Genomic DNA, 16,117 nt, shown 5'->3' on the forward strand with positions numbered 1-16,117 from the left:
GTTCTGGGGGGTGGGTGGGTGGCCAGGAGAGCGAGGGCGCGGTAGGCGGCGATGGCGGCGGCGTCGAAGGCGAACAGCCAGTGCGGCACCTGGCCTTCCGGGCACACGTCGGCGGGGGCCGGGGTGGCGGCCAGGGCGGCGGCCAGGCTGCCGGGCTCGGCGCGCGCCAGGTGGCCGTCCAGCCGCCGCCGGAAGGCGCGGTACACGTCGGTGCGGCGCCCGCGCAGGTAGAACCAGTTGGCGTCGCCGCGCAGCCGGTCGAGCATCCGGGTGAGGGTCACGTCGTCGCGGGCGCCGTCGCCGAGCACGACGCGCCGGGCCAGCCGCCAGAACGCGGCGTGGAAGTCCGTCCAGGTGAGCACGCCCCGGTACGGCAGCGTGGCCGCCTCCTCGGCGGCGGCCCGCGCGACCGGCCCGAAGTCGGGGAGCAGCACCCGTTCGTTGTAGTCGTGACGCCGCTCCCGCAGCTCCGGCTCGGGGGTGATGAGCACGCCGTCCGGCTGGAAGTGGCCGAGGGCGCCGCGTTTCTCCCGGTTGGCCGGGGTGAGCGAGCGGTCGTCGAGCACCCGCCGCACGTCGGCGGCCGAGAGCACGAGCACCGCCCAGCCCCGCAGCGGCACCCGGACCAGCAGCGGGCCGTCGCCGTGGCGGGCGCGCAGCCGGGCGAGCAGCCGGACGGCCCGGTCGTCGGCGCGGGTGAGCGCGGCGAGCCGGACCATGAGCGGGCGGCGCACGATGACGCCCTGCGCGAGCGCCGGCAGGACCAGGGTGAGGCCCAGCCGCAGTGTCTCGGCGGCGTTCGCGTGCGGCGGCCGCGTGATCGTGCGCATGGCAGGGCGACTACCCTTCCTAGAGGCCACGACACACGTGAGAGGGGGGCCGGGATGGGCGCGTGCTGCGGTCCGAGCCGTGAGGCGGCCGGGGAGCCCGGCGGGTCCGGCGCGGGCGGCGGGGCGGGCAGCGGGGCGGGTGCGGTCACGGCGGCGCACGAGGTGCTCACCGTGCCGACGCCGACGCCGACGCCGACCCCGATGCCCATGCCGACGCCCGCACCCGGGCCCGTGGCGGTGCGGCGGGAGCCGCCGCGCGGGATGGTGCGGATCCCCGGCGGCGAGTTCTGGATGGGCGGCGACGACCCCGACGGCCGCCCGGAGGACGGCGAGGGCCCGGTGCGCCGGGTGCGGGTGGAGCCGTTCCTCATCGACCCGGCGTGCGTGACGAACGCGCAGTTCGCCACGTTCGTGAAGGAGACCGGGTACGTGACCGAGGCCGAGCGCATCGGCTGGTCGTTCGTGTTCCGGCAGTTCGCCGGCCGGGGCGTCCTGGAGGCGAGCGTGCCCGGGGCGCCGTGGTGGGCCGGGGTGGAGGGCGCCACCTGGCGCACGCCCGAGGGGCCGGGCTCCTCGGTGGGCCACCGGCAGAACCACCCGGTCGTGCACGTGTCGTGGCACGACGCGAGCGCCTACGCGGCGTGGGCGGGCAAGCGGCTGCCGACCGAGGCCGAGTGGGAGATGGCCGCGCGCGGCGGCCTGGAGCGGGCCCGCTATCCGTGGGGCGACGAGCTGGCGCCGAAGGGGCGGCAGCGGTGCAACATCTGGCAGGGCCGCTTCCCGTCGGCGCCGAGCAAGGGCACGATGCCGGTCAAGTCGTTCCAGCCCAACGGCTACGGCCTCTACAACGTCTCCGGCAACGTGTGGGAGTGGACCGCCGACTGGTGGGGCGTCGAGTGGGAGCCGTACGCCGACAACCCGACCGGCCCGGCCGAGGGCGAGGCCAAGGTGATCCGCGGCGGCTCGTACATGTGCCACGACTCCTACTGCAACCGCTACCGGGTGGCGGCGCGCACCTCCAACACCCCCGACTCCGCCACCGGGCACACGGGTTTCCGCTGTGCGGCCATAGTCTGAGCGCATGTCACGAACCCTGCGACTGCTGATCACCGGCGGCGGCACCGGCGGTCACACCTACCCGGCTCTGACGACCCTGGCGGCGCTGCGGCGTCACCAGGTGCCGCACGACGTGCTCTGGGTGGGCACGGCCGGCGGGCTGGAGGCCCGTCTCACCGCCGAGCACGGCATCCCGTTCAAGGCGATCACCACGGGCAAGCTGCGCCGCCGGCCCAACCTGCGCGAGCTCGGCACCAACGTCGCCGACGTGTTCCGCATCCCGGTGGGCGTGTTCCAGGCGATCGGGCACGCCGCCCGCTACCTGCCCGACGTGGTGCTGTCGACCGGGGGTTACGTGGCGGTGCCGATCGGGGTGGCGGCCAAGCTGATCCGCCGGCCGCTGGTCATGCACGAGCAGACCACGGTGGTGGGGCTGGCCAACCGCATCCTGTCGCGGCTGGCGACCCGGATCGCGCTGTCGCACGAGTCGTCGCTGGACTACCTGCCGGCCTCGGCGCGCTCCAAGGCGGTCGTGACGGGCAACCCGGTCCGGCCGGAGCTGCTGCAGGGCAACCGGGCCGCCGCCTACGACCTGTTCGGGCTGACGTTCGAGGTGCCGCTGATCTACGTGACGGGCGGCGCGCAGGGCAGCAAGCAGATCAACACGCTGATCGCCGAGCTGCTGCCCCGGCTGCTGCCGCACGCCCAGGTGGTGCACCAGTGCGGGCCGGCCTGGATCGAGCAGATGCGGGCGGTGGAGCTGCCGCCGGGGCTGGCCGACCGCTACCATCCGGTGCCGTACGTGGGCTCGGAGCTGCCCGACCTGTACGCGGCGGCCGACGTGGTGATCGCGCGCAGCGGCGCCGGCACCGTGTCGGAGCTGACCGCGATCGGCAAGCCGTCGGTGCTGATCCCGCTCATCCCGACGGGCGGTGACGAGCAGCGCAAGAACGCCGCCTACCTGATGTCCTCGGGGGCGGGGCGGGCGCTGCTGGAGCCGCACCCGACGGCCGACGACCTGCTGGCCGAGCTGATGCCGCTGCTGACCGATCCGGAGCTGCGGGCGGCGATGGGCGAGGCCGCGCGCAAGCTGGGCCGCGTCGACGCCGCCGACGTGCTGGCCGACCTGCTCGTACGCACCTGCCAGGACGCCCAGGGGATCGCGGGTCAGGGCTCCAGATAGCGGAAGGCCTCGTGGGCGGAGTTGAGGCTGCGCCGCAGGGCCTGCTCCAGCTGGTCGGCGTCGCGGCTGAGCCGCTCGATCTCCGGCACGGCGAAGCCGTCGGCGCCCGACTCGGCCACCAGTTCCTCGTACTGGTGCAGCCGCCCGCGCAGCTCCTCGATCTGGTGGTGGGCCCGGAAGGCGCGCTCGGCCTCGGCGACGTTGGCGGCGTAACGTTCCAGCGCCTCGACCCGGGCCACGACGGCGTCCTCGCTGCTGTCGAGCGCCCGGGCCAGCGGCTCGGCCACGGCCGCGACCTCGGGGGTGACGGCGCCGGTCACGGTCCGGCGGTGCTTGGCGCGCAGCGACGACAGCTTGGCCAGCAGCCGGGCGATCTCCCATTCCTGGGCGGGCAGCATCACCGAGTTGCGTACGTCGTCGAGCAGGCCCTCCATGTTGACGGCCGACTCGGTCACCGCCTTGATCGCCTTCTGGGCGCGGGCCAGCAGCCTGCGGGACGACTCGTCGAGGTCGTCGGCCAGCACGTAGCGGCCCTCGTACCAGCGGAGCTGCTCGTAGATCTGCCGGTCGACGACGGCCTCGTCGTCATCGTCGGAGAGGTCGGTGCGGATGAAGGCGGCGACCAGGACGGGGATGCCGATGAAGATGAGCAGCAGCCCGACGCCTCCGCGCATCGCGCCGAGCGCCATGAGGGTGGCTCCGGCGGCCACCACAGCGATGATCATGCCGACGCCGCGGCGCTTGGCGGGGGGCGGCGGCGGGGGGACCCAGCCTCGCCGCATCCGGGTCAGGACCTTGCCGCTGTCCCGGATCAGTTGCGCGTCCTCCGGCGGCACCCCCGGATCCACCACCACTTCCACAAATCGGGATCCTAGGGGAATTTCTCTTTGCCGGCTTCATTCTCCTGCTGGTTATCGGTAATTGCGCATTTCATTCGCGTAAATGGCGGAATGCCTCCTGGGCTGAAGTGACGCTGTCCCGCAGGGCCTGTTCCAGCCGGCCGGCGTCCTCGGCCAGGCGGCTCAGCTCGGGCACGGCCGAATCGTCGGCGCCCGATTCGGCCAGCAGTTCCTCGTAACTGGACAGGCGGGCGCCGAGCCGCTCGATCTGGTCGCGGGCGCGGTAGGCGCGTTCGGCGTCGGCGACGTGGCCCGCGTAACGTTCCAGCGCCTCGACGCGGGCCAGCACGGCGGCCTCGCTGCTGTCGAGGGCCTGGGCCAGCGGCTCGGCGACGGCCGCCACCTCCGGGGTGATGCCCTCGGCCACCACCCCGCGATGCTCGGCGCGCAGCTCCGACAGCTTGGCCAGCAGCCGGGCGATCTCCCACTCCTGGGCGGGCAGCATCACCGCGTTGCGGATGTCGTCGAGCAGCCCTTCGGCGTGCACGTTCGAGTCCAGGACGGCGTCGACGGCCGTCTGGGCCCGGGTCATCAGGGCGCGGGCCGCCTCGTCCAGGTCCTCGCGCAGCACGAACCGGCCGGCGTAGCGGCGGGCGCTGTCGTAGACCTGGCGCTCGATCTCGTGCCGCCGCTCCACCTCGGCGTCCGGGCGGGGCCTGGCCAGCACGGCGACGGCCAGCAGCGCGGCCAGCGTCATCACGGCGACGAACGGCGTGTAGCGGCCGGCCAGGAAGAACCCGAGCCCGGCGGACATCGCCATCAGCGCCCCGACGGTCGCCACCGTCCGGGTCACCAGGCCGACGGCGGGCGGGTGGCGGTGCGCGGGGACCCAGCCGGAACGGACGCGCAGCAGCAGTTTGCGGTTGCCGCGGAGCAGGTCGGCGGTCGCGGCTGGAACAGTGGGCTCGACTATCACCTTCGCAGGACGACCGGGCACATTTTTGATCCTATGTGGCGCTCTGTCCCGGCGGCAGGCCCTGCGGTCAGCTCACGCCGTCCGGCGCGGGTCAGCTCTCCAGATAGCGAAAAGCCTCGTGCGCGGAGGTGACGCTGCGCCGCAGCGCCCGCTCGACGTCCTCGGCGTCCTCGCTGAGCCGGTCGAGCTCGGGCACGGCCAGCGCGTCGGCGCCCGACTCGGCCAGCAGCTCCTCGTAGCGCGGCAGCCGGGCGCGCAGCTCCTCGATCTGGGCGCGCGCGTGGTAGGCGCGCTCGGCGTCGGCGACGTGGCGGGCGTAACGTTCCAGCGCCTCGACCCGGGCCAGGATGGCCGCCTCGCTGCCGGCCAGGGCGTTGTCCAGGGGGCGCACGACGGCGGCGACCTCGGGGGCGATGCCGCGTTCCGTCAGCTCGCGGTGCTCGGCGCGCAGCGCCGACAGCTTGGCCAGCAGCCTGGCCAGCTCCCACTCCTGCTCGGGCAGGATCACCGCGTTGCGCGCGTCGTCCAGCAGGCCCTCGGCGTTGACGTGGGAGCGCAGGACGGTGCCGATGGCCCGTTGCGCCCGGGCCAGCATCCGGGCCGCGTCCTCGTCGAAGTCCCCGGGTAACAGGTAGCGACCCTCGTACCAGCGGGCCTGCTCGTAGACGGCCCGCTCGCGCGGCCTGTCGTCCTCGGGCACCTCGCTGATGCCGGCGATCCTGAACAGGACGACGAGCACGAACATCGCCAGCACCATGAACCCCAGCACGGACAGCGGCGTGTCCCGCAGCACCGCCACCACCGCGACGACCACCGGGGTGGCGGCCAGCAGCGCGAGGCTCGACGGGCCGCGCGGCCGCTCGATCGGCTCCACGGGGGGCGGCACCCAGCCGGCCCTGAACCTCGACAGGAGCGCCCCGCTGCCCCGCAGCATCCCGGCGACCTCCGGCGGCACGGTGGGATCGACCACCACACCCACGCCCTGTCTCGGCACCCTGGCGCCCCCAACACTCGCGATGCCCGAATTTTACGTAACAATCCGCCGAAACGGCAGCCTCGAACCAGCCCGACCTCACCGGCCGCCCAGCAGCCGGGCCGTCCCCGAGCCGTCCGGGGCTCTGGTGACGGCCTGGCCGATGGGCGGGTTCCGGCCCGGCTCAGGGGCGGCCGGGACGGACCAGGCCGGTCTCGTAGCCGAGGACGACGAGCTGCGCCCGGTCGTGCACGCCGAGCTTGGCCATCATCCGGTTCACGTGCGTCTTGACCGTGGCCGGGCTCATGAACAGCTCCCCCGCGATCTGCCCGTTCGTCAGCCCGCGCGCCACGCCGGTCAGGACCTCGCGTTCGCGGGCGGTGAGCGGGGCGAGCCGGGCGGGGCTGAGGTCCGGCGGGCGGGCGGTGAACTCCTCGATGAGCCGCCGCGTGACCCCCGGCGACAGCAGCGCGTCGCCCCGGGCGGCCACCCGGACGGCGTGCCGGATCTCGGCGGGGTCGGCGTCCTTGACGAGGAAGCCGCTCGCGCCGGAACGCAGCGCCTCGTAGACGTACTCGTCGAGGTCGAAGGTGGTGACCACGACGACGCGGGTGCGGGTGGCGGCGATCTCGCGGGTGGCGGCCAGGCCGTCGAGGCCGGGCATGCGGATGTCCATGAGCACCACGTCGGGGTCGAGGCGGGCGGCCTGCCGGACCGCGTCGCGGCCGTCGGCGGCCTCGCCGACGACGGACAGGTCGTCCTCGGGGTCGATCAGCGCGCGCAGGCCGGCCCGGACGAGCGGCTGGTCGTCGGCGAGCAGTACGGTGATCACGCGGGCAGCCAGGCGTCGACGCGGAACCCGCCCGCGGGCCCGTCACCGGTGCTCAGCCGCCCGCCGGCGGCCGCGACGCGCTCCGCCATCCCGGTGAGGCCGTGCCCCTGAGCCTGCCCACGAGCATGGGCTTGCTCGGGCTCCGGTCCGGGCGAGGCCGGGGCGGCTCCGGCTCCGGCGCCGTCGTCCTCGACGCGCACGCGGACGGCGTCCGGCTCGTACGTGAGCGTCACGGCGGCGCGGGTCGCGGCGGCGTGCCGGAGCGTGTTGGTCAGCGCCTCCTGGACGATCCGGTAGACGGCCAGGTCGACGACGGGCGGCAGGTCCCGGCGCGCCCCGGCGACCTCCAGCGTGACGGGCAACCCGGCGCTCCCGGCCAGCGCGGGGAGCTGTGCCGCCCCGGGCTGCGGCTGCCGTTCCCCCGCCCCGGCCGCGGTGGGGCGGAGAATCCCGAGGATGGTCTTCATCTCGGTCATCGCCTGGCGGCTGGAGGCGCGGATGACCTGGAGGGCGGCGGCGGCCTCGGGCGGCCCGCCCGCGCGGGTCACCGCCTCGGCGGCGACGGCGGCGTGCAGGGCGATGACCGAGATCGTGTGGGAGGTGACGTCGTGCAGCTCCCTGGCGACCCGCAGCCGTTCCTCCTGGGCGCGCCGCAGCGCCTCCTCCTCGCGGGTGCGCTCGGCGTCGGCGGCGCGCCGCTCGGCCTCGGCGGTGTGGTCGCGGCGGGCCCGCGACACCTCGGCGGGCTGGGCGACGACGAGGACGAGCAGCGCCCAGATGACGACGCCGACGAGCCGGTCCGCCGAGGGGTGGGCGATCGCGCCGGTCAGCGGCACGGCGACCAGGAACGCCGCCCCGGCCCACCCGGCGGCGCGGCGCCCGGCGTCGATGGCGGCGAACACGGCGATCAGCGCGGGGCGCACCAGAACGCGTAGGCGTAGCCCTGGACGAAGCAGAGCGCGGCCGCCCCGGCGCAGGCGACGAGCGCCGCCACGGGGTCGCGCGGCAGCCAGGCCAGCCCGAGCGCGGCGACGGCCAGCAGCACGTAGCCGGCCAGGTCGAGCGGCCGGGCGTCCGGCTGGTTGCCGGTGGCCAGGAGGGTCGAGTACACCACGACCACGCCCATGCCGCAGACCAGGGCGAAGGTCTTCATACGGGCACGGTAACGCGTTCCCGTACGGGCGCGCGATGCTGCGGACGCGGTATCGCGGCTACGGCCAGCGCGGCAGCCACGGCGGCCAGGGGGATGGCGGGCAGCACGTACCGGTGGTCGAAGTCCAGCGCGGCGACCGGCGCGACGAGCAGGAACATCGCGAACGTCCAGGGCAGCAGCGCGGCCCGGCGGCGGCCGATCGAGCCCGCCGCCCCGGCCAGCAGCATCACCCCGAACAGCGTCCCGTGCAGGAACCACGGGTACGGGTAGGCGGCCAGGATCGACCCGAACGGCTCCACCGAGCGCATGCCGCGGATGTCCGGGTCGTACTCGGCGCGCACCTTGTCCACCAGCGGGTTGCCCGGCAGGGTCCAGGTGCCGTACGGGAAGCGGGAGGTGGGCGTCATGCGGTCGGGGTGCGGCACGGGCTCCCAGGTGAAGGCGAGCGCGGTGTTGGCGGCCACCTCGCGCAGGTAGTCGAGCGGCTGGGCGGCGATGGCGCGCACGGCGAAGGAGCGGGCCAGGTCGTTGTGCGCGAACCGGCCGCCGGGCAGCCGGTTGAGCGACGCGCCGGGCGCCCACACGTACTCGGAGGCGGCGTCCAGGACGGTGCCGTTGGGGCAGAGCGGGGCCTCCTCGGGCGGCGGCTTGATGATCGAGCAGTCGGCGAACGTCATGGTGCGCGCCCAGAGCGCGACGCCGTCGGAGCCGCTGAGCGCGAAGCGGCCGTTGTGCTGGGCGTACCAGCCGGCGTAGCCGATCAGCGGCAGCGCGCCCGCCAGGGCGAGCGCGACGACGCCCCGCCAGGGGACGCGGCGCAGCAGCAGCCACAGGACGGCCAGGCCGATCAGCGGCGCGGCGGCGGTGCGGGTGACCCCGGCGAGCGCGAGCAGCAGCCCCGCGAGCGCGGCGGCCCGCCAGGTGACCTCCTCGCGCCACATCAGCGCGCACAGTGCGGCCACGACGAGCGCGATGACCTGGAGGTCGGACAGGATGGCGTGCTCCAGCCTGACGAACGCGGGGTCGAACAGCACGGGCACGGCGGCGAGCGTGGCCCCCCAGCCGGGCAGCCCGCGCCGCCGCAGCAGGGCGTAGATCATGACGGCGATGCCGAGGCCGATCGCGTGCTGCACCCCGGCGATCAGCTCGACGCTGCCGAACGGCCGCATCAGCCACAGGAACGCGGAGTAGCCGGCGGGGTGGAAGGCCCCGCGCGGCTGCAGGTGGACCGCCGTGTCCAGGTACGTGAACGAGTCGTACCAGTACACCATCGCGGTGTCGTAGCCGAGCATGACGAGCACCCGCAGGGCGGCGGCGAGCGCGAGGACGACGGCGAACAGGCGGTGCGCGGCCATGCGGCACTCCCCCCGGGCGGGCCGGGCGGATCCCGGCCGGAGGGGAGAAAGTCCAGCGCCGGGCGCATAACCCGGGCGTCACCTGAAGTGGTTACGTCGGCGTTATGCCTTTAAGGTCACACTGTTCTTCATTTATGGATCTTTGGGGGCCAAGGTGCGTGTCTTGATCGCCGAGGACGAGCGGATGCTCGCCGACTCGATCGCGGAGGGACTGCGGAACGAGGCGCTCGCCGTGGACGTGGCCTACGACGGGGAGGCCGCGCTGGAACGCCTGGGCGTCCACGACTACGACGTGCTGATCCTGGACCGCGACCTGCCGGGCAGGCACGGGGACGAGGTGTGCGCGCACGTGGTGGAGCGCGGCTGGCTGGTGCGGGTGCTCATGCTGACCGCCGCGTCTGACCTGCGCTCCAGGGTGGCGGGGCTGTCGCTGGGGGCCGACGACTACCTGCCGAAGCCGTTCGCGTTCGAGGAGCTGCTGGCGCGGGTGCACGCCCTCGGGCGGCGGGCCAGGCGGGCCGACCCGCCGATGCTGGAGCGAGCCGGGGTGCGGCTGGACTGGGCGCACCGGCAGGTGTTCCGCGAGGGCCGGTACGTGCCGCTGGCGCGCAAGGAGTTCGGCGTGCTGGCCGAGCTGCTGCGGGCGCGGGGCGCGGTGGTGTCGGCGGAGGAGCTGCTGGAGAAGGTGTGGGACGAGCACATCGACCCGTTCACCAACACCGTGCGGACCACGATGATGAAGCTGCGCAAGAAGCTCGGCCAGCCGCAGGTCATCGAGACGGTGCCGGGGTCGGGGTATCGCATCCCATGAGCGTCCGACTGCGTTTCGGCCTGGCCTGCGCCGGGGTGTTCCTCGTGGCGGGCGTGCTGGTGCTGGCGGGCGTGCACGTCGTGGTGCAGCAGAGCCTCAGTTACCGCTCCGGGCTCATCACCCCCGACTACGTCCGCGACGCCGGCTGGATCACCCACCGCTACAGCACCGTCTACGAGTTCACCCGCGACCGCGTCATGCACGTGCGCGCCGTGTACGAGCGCGACACGCTCGCCAACGTGCGCACCGTCGGCGCGCTCGTCGTGCTGGGCGGCGCGGCCGTGGCGTTCGCGCTGGGCTGGCGGGCCGCCGGCTGGGCGCTGCGCCCGGTCCGGCACGCCACCGAGACCGCCCGGCGGGTGGCGCAGAGCCACGACCTGACCGAGCGGATCGGCTGGCGGGGGCCGCGCGACGAGGTCAAGGAACTGACCGACATCTTCGACACCATGCTCGACCGGCTGGCCCGCTCGTTCGACGGGCAGCGGCGCTTCGTCGCCAACGCCTCGCACGAGCTGCGCACGCCGCTGACGATCAACCGGACGCTGGTGGACGTGGCGGTGCGGCGGCCGGACGCGACCGAGGACGTCAAACGGCTCGGCGAGTCGCTGCTGCTGGTCAACGCCCGGCACGAGCGGCTCATCGACGGCCTGCTGGCGCTGACCGAGGGCGAGCAGGCGGTGCTGGACCGGCGGCCGTTCGACCTGACGGACGTGGCCGAGCACGTGCTCGACCTGGCCGCCGCCGAGGCGCAGGACCGGGAGGTGACGATCCACCGGCTGCTCGACGCCGCGCCGACCGCCGGCGAGGCGGTGCTGGTGGAGCGGCTGGTGCAGAACCTGGTGGAGAACGCGATCCGCCACAACCACCCCAAGGGCGAGGTGTGGGTGACGACGCGGCAGCGGGCCGAGCAGGTCGAGCTCGTCGTGGCCAACACCGGGCTGCAGGTGCCCCCGTACGAGATCGAGACGATCTTCCAGCCGTTCCGGCGGCTGCACGGCGACCGGTTGCGCTCCGAGCGCGGCAGCGGGCTCGGGCTGTCGATCGTCCGGGTGATCGCCGAGGCGCACGGCGGCACGGTCGTCGCCCGGCCCCGCGAGGAGGGCGGGCTGACGATCACGGTCGAGCTCCCGGCCGCCTAGGGGCTGTGGATCTTGCGGAGCACGTCCTCCGGGATGCCCGCCTGCACGAGGCTCTCCCAGCTCTCGAACCGCTCGGCGATCATCGACTCGACGAGCGGGCGCAGCAGCGCGTGCTCGGCGCCGCCGTGCAGCAGCTCGCTGAGGATGCGGCCGCGCTCGGCGAACGGCAGCGCGCCGCCGTCCAGCGTGACCGCGTGCGCGATCAGGCCGAGCAGCCGGCCGCCGCCGGAGATGTTCGCGGCGGTGACGGCGCCGATCGCGTCCAGGTAGAGGGCGACGCGTTCCTCGGGCCCCGCCGGGCCGCCGGTCAGCAGCTCCTGCACCAGGTGGGTGGCGCTGGCCACGTTCCCCGACGGGCGCAGCACGAGCGGCAGGTCGGCGTCGTCGGCGAGCAGGTCGGCCAGCAGGTCGGTGTCGAGGCTGAGCAGGTAGGGGCGCTCGGCGAAGGCCCGGGTGCGGTGGCGCAGCACGGTGGCCCGCTGCCGCATCCGGTGGTCGAACCACCAGCTCAGCCCCTCGGCCGCGGGCGGCTCGGGGGCGCCGCCCAGCAGCACGTCCCGCTCGCCGCCCTCCGACACGCGCTGCGCGGGCAGCGCCGCGAGCAGCCCGTTCCAGCCGTCCTCGCCGAGCTGGCTGCGCCACAGATGCGCGTACGAGGCCCAGCGGGCCAGGTGGTCGCCGTCGCCGAGCAGCTCCGAGACGCGGACCGGCTCCCCCGCGGCGGCCGCGTACAGCAGGGTGAGGTTGGCGGAGTAGGCGGCCAGCCGCCGCGTGACGGGATGGCGTACGGGCTCGAAGGCGGTGAAGGAGCGGCGGCGGCGCTCGTGCAGCGACTCGCGCAGCAGCGCGCCGAGCAGGCTGACCGCGCGGGCGCGCACGTCGGCGGGCAGCGCCGACAGCAGCTCGACGGCGAAGCCGATCGCCGGGCCGCGTTCGGCCAGGCAGGAGAACGAGGTGACGGCGTAGAGCAGGTCGTCGTCGAGGTCCTGGGCGGGGGCGGCGGCCAGCTCGCTGTCGAGCAGGTCGTGCCGCCGTACGAGCTCGCGCACCGCGTGGACGGCCAGCCAGCCGACGAGGAACTCGCCGAACGTGGCGTGCAGGAACTCGTAGCGCGGCACCAGGTCGCCGGGCTCGGTGCGGTGCACGAAGAAGAAGCGGCGGGTGGCGCGGCGGGCCCAGTTGACGGTGCCGCCGGCGTCGCGGCGGGCCTGCCCGCACACGGCGGCCAGGTCGGCGTCCAGCGCCGCCTCCGCCGCGACCGGCCGGCCGCGGGCGAACATCGACAGCGCCACCACGCCGAGCTGCACCAGCTCCCGGTCGACCAGGGCGCGCTGGCGGGCCGGGGGCAGCCCGCCCGCCGCGGCGTCCTTGGCCACCTCGCGCTGGGCGAAGTCGCGGATCAGCGACTCGTACAGGGCGGCGCGGCCGATGCCGGTGCCGTCGGGCCGCACCGGGTCGCCGGTGGCGTCGTGCAGCGCGAGCAGCAGCAGGAGCAGCGGCTGGGTGGCGAGCTCGCCGTGGGCGAGCGCCGCGTCGGCGCTCAGCGGCACCCGGTCGTGGCGGGCCAGCAGCGCCCGGTTGGTCTGGTCCCAGATGTCCAGCCAGCGCCGCACCTGGTCCTCCTCGAACGGCTGGAGCTGCAGCGCCAGCACGCCCTCGGGGAACCTGACCTGGTCGGCGAGCACGGTGCGGCCGGTCACGATCACCGCGACGGGCCTGCCCACCCGGTACTGCCCGGCCTGGAACTCCTGGATCTGCTCCAGGTAGTCGTGGCGGCTGGAGATCAGCTCGTCGAAGCCGTCGAGCATGACGACCGGCAGCGCGCCGCCGCCCGCGTCGACCAGCTCCTCGAAGCGCACCTCCTCGCCGAGCACGTTGCGCAGGCCCTGGTCGATCTGGGAGATGACGGTGGACTCGGCGACGACGTGGCGCAGCTCGACCCTGATCGGCAGGAACTCCGAGCCGGCCAGCCGGGCGGCGAGCACCTCGGCCAGCTTGGACTTGCCCGCGCCGGGCTCGCCGAGCACGACGAGCGGCGCCTGCGTGGCGCCGAGCGAGGTGAGGTGGCCGACCAGGAACGCCTCCGCGTCGGGCAGCCGGCGGCGGTCGTTCCACCAGCTCCGGGCGGCGGGCGTGGCCTCGCGGGTCATCTCCGCGACCCGGCAGCGGGGGCTGATGTAGCCCTCGCCGAGCAGCGGCAGCGTGACGTCCTCGGGCGCGGTGCCGCCCGACATGAGCGGCTGGTCCAGGGCGGTGGCGGCGAGCCGCACCAGGTGGATCATCGGCCGGTCGCCCAGGCGGGGCGGGGCCAGCTCCGCCAGCAGCCGCGCCACCCGCGACAGGCCGGCGCCGAGCGGCGGCGTCTCGGTGACCAGGCTCCACATGCCGAACTCGGGGTTGTCGCGGCTGAGCAGCCGGTAGTCCTCGTCGTAGACGCGCAGCGCCTGCGCGGCGGTGCCGTCGGCGAGCAGGATCGGCAGCCGGGTGCGGTCGCCCGCGCGCAGCTTCTCCCACAGGGGCAGCCCGCGCGCGTAGGCGGTGACCGCCTCGGACATCCGCTGGTGGACGCGCTGGACGGCCTGCCGGGTCTCCTCGTACGGGCGGTGCGGCTCGGGCATCGGCAGCGGGGTCAGCAGCAGGCTCTCCACCAGGGCGGCGAACCGTTCGGCGGGACCGGTGCCCGGGTGGGCGGTGTGGTCGAGCGACTCCAGCCCGACCGGCAGCCGCGCCTCGCCCAGCGCCTCGAAGTACGCCGACACGACGATCACCGCGTGGGCCGCGGCCAGCCGCCGGGTGCGCTCGAAGCGGTGGCCGCCTCGGCCGGTCATCCGGCGGACCACGTCCTCGGTGTAGCGGACCACGTCGGCGCGCAGGTCGAGCAGGCCCATCGGCAGGCGCGCGCCGCCGGCCAGCGCCCAGCCGGTCAGCGACACGGTCGAGGCGAGGTCGACGAGTTTGACGAGGCGGCTCTGGTCGCAGCCGAGAATCTTCAGGGCGTCGGCGTAGCTGAGGATGTCCGTCATGCGCGTCTCCGAAGAGCGTGAGAAATCCCATCATGACGCTTTTTATGGTGATTCTTTGGGTAATTCACCGTGGAGTTCACCGGTCCGTGACGGCCTCGGCGATCTCCGCCAGCGCGGCCGGGTCCTCGATCGTGGACGGCGCCCGGTACGCGCGCCCCGCCACGATGTCGCGCATCGTCCCGCGCAGGATCTTGCCCGAGCGGGTCTTGGGCAGCCGCGGCACCACCACGGCCGTGCGGAACGCCGCCACCGGGCCGATCCTCTCGCGCACCATCGCCGCCAGCTCGCGCTCCACCTCGGCCGGATCGCGCCCGGCGCCCGCCTTGAGCACCACGAACCCCATCGGGAGCTGGCCCTTCAGCTCGTCGGCCACGCCGATCACCGCGCACTCGGCGACGTCCGGGTGCGCCGCGACCACCTCCTCCATCGCGCCGGTGGACAGCCGGTGCCCGGCCACGTTGATCACGTCGTCGACGCGGCCCATCACGTACAGGTAGCCGTCGTCGTCCACGTAGCCGCCGTCGCCCGTCAGGTAGTGGCCGGGGTAGCGGGACAGGTAGGACTCGGCGAAGCGGGCGTCGTCGCGGTAGAGCGTGGGCAGGCAGCCGGGCGGCAGCGGGAGGCGCACGGTGACCGCGCCCTCGGCGCCGGGCGGGCACTCGCGGCCCTCCTGGTCGAGGACGCGCACGTCGTAGCCGGGGACGGGCTTGGTCGGCGAGCCCGGCTTGACGGGCAGCTCCTCGATGCCGACGCAGTTGGCGGCCATCGGCCAGCCGGTCTCGGTCTGCCACCAGTGGTCGATCACCGGGACGCCGAGCAGGCCGGCGGCCCAGTGGTAGGTGTCGGGGTCGAGGCGCTCACCGGCCAGGAAGAGGTAGCGCAGTGCCGACAAGTCCCACTTTTTGGCGCAATTTCCCGATGGGTCCTCTTTCCTGATGGCGCGGATCGCCGTCGGGGCCGTGAACAGCGTCCGCACCCCGTACGTCGAGGCCACCCGCCAGAACGCCCCCGGGTCCGGCGTCCCCACCGGTTTGCCCTCGTACAGCACGGTCGTGCACCCCGCCAGCAGCGGCCCGTACACGATGTAGGAGTGCCCGACCACCCAGCCCACGTCGGAGGCGGCCCAGAAGACCTCCCCCGGCGCGGCCCCGTACACGTGGGACATGCTCCAGTGCAGCGCGACCGCGTGCCCGCCGTTGTCGCGCACCACCCCCTTGGGCACCCCGGTCGTGCCGGAGGTGTAGAGCACGTACAGCGGGTCGGTCGCCGCCACGCTCACGCACTCCGCGGGCTCGGCCTCCCGCACCGCCCGCGCCCAGTCGAGGTCGCGGCCCTCGCTCAGCTCGGCCGGGCCCTGCGGCCGCTGCAGGACCACGCAACGCTCCGGCCGGTGCGCGGCCTGCCGCAGCGCCGCGTCGAGCAGCGGCTTGTACGCGACGGTCCGGGACGGCTCGATGCCGCACGACGCCGACAGCACGACCTTGGGCCGGGCGTGGTCGATCCGCACCGCGAGCTCACCGGCCGCGAACCCGCCGAACACCACCGAGTGCACCGCCCCGATCCTGGCGCAGGCCAGCATCGCGAACACCGCCTCCGGCACCATCGGCATGTAGATCACCACGGTGTCGCCCCGGCCGACACCGAGCCCGCGCAGCATCCCCGCCGTCCTGGACACCTGCTCCAGCAGCTCGGCGTAGGTGTAGCGGCGCACCGTGCCGGTGACCGGGCTGTCGTGGATCAGCGCGTCCTGCCCGCCCCGGCCCGCGGCCACATGACGGTCGACGGCGTTGTGACAGGTGTTGAGCCTGCCCCCGGCGAACCAGCCGCCCTCGGTGGCCGCCCGCTCCGGCGGCACGTCCCAGTCGATCCCGCGCGCAGCCTCGCCCCAGAACGTCTCGGGGTCCTCGATGCTCTGCCGATAGGCAGCCTCATAACCTCGCACTTCCT

At 74.4% G+C, this 16,117-nt stretch carries 13 protein-coding genes and 1 pseudogene; 4 read left to right on the plus strand and 10 right to left on the minus strand.

Features of this window, described 5'->3' with window-relative positions; translation table 11 throughout:
• A pseudogene (locus tag ACBI99_RS41145) lies at positions 1 to 830 on the minus strand (cytochrome P450); the annotation flags it as partial.
• Between the two features lie 54 nt (positions 831 to 884).
• On the opposite strand from ACBI99_RS41145, the gene ACBI99_RS41150 reads away from it, so the two are divergent.
• Both ACBI99_RS41150 and ACBI99_RS41155 read left to right on the plus strand, forming a co-directional pair.
• Positions 885 to 1,907 (plus strand): formylglycine-generating enzyme family protein, encoded by a 1,023-nt coding sequence (locus ACBI99_RS41150; protein WP_375074933.1) that lies wholly within the window; start codon positions 885 to 887, stop codon positions 1,905 to 1,907.
• Positions 1,908 to 1,911: 4 nt separating this feature from the next.
• The gene (locus tag ACBI99_RS41155; RefSeq protein ID WP_364179043.1) at positions 1,912 to 3,069 is read left to right on the plus strand and encodes a UDP-N-acetylglucosamine--N-acetylmuramyl-(pentapeptide) pyrophosphoryl-undecaprenol N-acetylglucosamine transferase; all 1,158 of its coding nucleotides are present in this window, start codon (positions 1,912 to 1,914) and stop codon (positions 3,067 to 3,069) included.
• Here ACBI99_RS41155 and ACBI99_RS41160 read toward each other — a convergent pair.
• The 7 genes from ACBI99_RS41160 to ACBI99_RS41190 all read right to left on the minus strand — a co-directional run bounded on the left by ACBI99_RS41160 (position 3,054) and on the right by ACBI99_RS41190 (position 9,197).
• Complete coding sequence (locus ACBI99_RS41160; protein ID WP_375074934.1) at positions 3,054 to 3,929, minus strand: hypothetical protein; 876 nt, start codon at positions 3,927 to 3,929, stop codon at positions 3,054 to 3,056. The genes ACBI99_RS41155 and ACBI99_RS41160 overlap by 16 nt on opposite strands.
• A gap of 70 nt (positions 3,930 to 3,999) precedes the next feature.
• The gene (locus ACBI99_RS41165; protein WP_308126127.1) at positions 4,000 to 4,905 is read right to left on the minus strand and encodes a hypothetical protein; all 906 of its coding nucleotides are present in this window, start codon (positions 4,903 to 4,905) and stop codon (positions 4,000 to 4,002) included.
• 70 nt (positions 4,906 to 4,975) lie between these two features.
• On the minus strand, positions 4,976 to 5,857 hold the full coding sequence (locus tag ACBI99_RS41170) for a hypothetical protein (RefSeq protein WP_219514936.1): 882 nt from the start codon (positions 5,855 to 5,857) through the stop codon (positions 4,976 to 4,978).
• Positions 5,858 to 6,041: 184 nt separating this feature from the next.
• Complete coding sequence (locus ACBI99_RS41175) at positions 6,042 to 6,689, minus strand: response regulator (RefSeq protein ID WP_219514938.1); 648 nt, start codon at positions 6,687 to 6,689, stop codon at positions 6,042 to 6,044.
• Complete coding sequence (locus tag ACBI99_RS41180; RefSeq protein ID WP_375074935.1) at positions 6,686 to 7,612, minus strand: sensor histidine kinase; 927 nt, start codon at positions 7,610 to 7,612, stop codon at positions 6,686 to 6,688. Before ACBI99_RS41180 ends, ACBI99_RS41175 begins: the two co-directional genes overlap by 4 nt.
• Positions 7,597 to 7,842 carry a hypothetical protein gene (locus ACBI99_RS41185; RefSeq protein WP_375074936.1) on the minus strand — a complete coding sequence of 82 codons (246 nt, stop codon included), beginning with the start codon at positions 7,840 to 7,842 and terminating at the stop codon, positions 7,597 to 7,599. Before ACBI99_RS41185 ends, ACBI99_RS41180 begins: the two co-directional genes overlap by 16 nt.
• Positions 7,839 to 9,197 carry a hypothetical protein gene (locus tag ACBI99_RS41190; protein WP_375074937.1) on the minus strand — a complete coding sequence of 453 codons (1,359 nt, stop codon included), beginning with the start codon at positions 9,195 to 9,197 and terminating at the stop codon, positions 7,839 to 7,841. Before ACBI99_RS41190 ends, ACBI99_RS41185 begins: the two co-directional genes overlap by 4 nt.
• 154 nt (positions 9,198 to 9,351) lie before the next feature.
• Between ACBI99_RS41190 and ACBI99_RS41195 the strand changes: the two genes are divergently transcribed.
• On the plus strand, positions 9,352 to 10,008 hold the full coding sequence (locus ACBI99_RS41195) for a response regulator transcription factor (protein WP_357591634.1): 657 nt from the start codon (positions 9,352 to 9,354) through the stop codon (positions 10,006 to 10,008).
• Entirely contained in the window at positions 10,005 to 11,147 is a 1,143-nt protein-coding gene (locus tag ACBI99_RS41200) for a HAMP domain-containing sensor histidine kinase (RefSeq protein ID WP_219514945.1), read from the plus strand. Before ACBI99_RS41195 ends, ACBI99_RS41200 begins: the two co-directional genes overlap by 4 nt.
• On the opposite strand, the gene ACBI99_RS41205 is transcribed toward ACBI99_RS41200, so the two are convergent.
• Together ACBI99_RS41205 and ACBI99_RS41210 are read right to left on the minus strand one after the other, a co-directional pair.
• Positions 11,144 to 14,170, minus strand: coding sequence for an NACHT domain-containing protein (locus ACBI99_RS41205; protein WP_375074938.1), 3,027 nt, complete (start codon positions 14,168 to 14,170; stop codon positions 11,144 to 11,146). The two genes, ACBI99_RS41200 and ACBI99_RS41205, sit on opposite strands and share 4 nt — an antisense overlap.
• Before the next feature lie 76 nt (positions 14,171 to 14,246).
• Positions 14,247 to 16,112 carry a propionyl-CoA synthetase gene (locus ACBI99_RS41210; RefSeq protein ID WP_357591632.1) on the minus strand — a complete coding sequence of 622 codons (1,866 nt, stop codon included), beginning with the start codon at positions 16,110 to 16,112 and terminating at the stop codon, positions 14,247 to 14,249.
• Between the last annotated feature and the right edge of the window lie 5 nt (positions 16,113 to 16,117).

The organism is Nonomuraea sp. ATR24, assembly GCF_041950485.1.
Lineage (GTDB): Bacteria > Actinomycetota > Actinomycetes > Streptosporangiales > Streptosporangiaceae > Nonomuraea > Nonomuraea ceibae.